Source organism: Vallitalea sediminicola (assembly GCF_054408565.1).
Genome location: NZ_BTPT01000207.1, coordinates 1 through 250, shown reverse-complemented (window position 1 = coordinate 250; position 250 = coordinate 1). Strand labels below are relative to the sequence as shown.

Annotated in this window: 1 pseudogene; it reads right to left on the bottom strand. The window is 36.4% G+C overall.

What is annotated here, in order from left to right:
• Positions 1 to 250, bottom strand: a pseudogene (locus ACX6CF_RS26435) (ECF transporter S component); the annotation flags it as partial.

Here is a 250-nt window from a genome sequence, read left to right as displayed (position 1 = left end):
GCAAACGCTGTAACAGCTCCTACCAGAAAACCTGTTTCACCGCCAAAGCATACACCAGATATAATAACTATAGCTATGACTGGTTTAAACTGAGGAAGCATAAAAAATGCAGCTCTGCCAGCTACACCAATAGCACAAAGGACAGCAATGATAATGATTTCTCTTGCTTTAGGTTTTTTGCTCTCAAATACGAATAAAAATGGCAGCATTGTTTCTAATAATATCACTAGGCTTATAAAGTAATATTTTC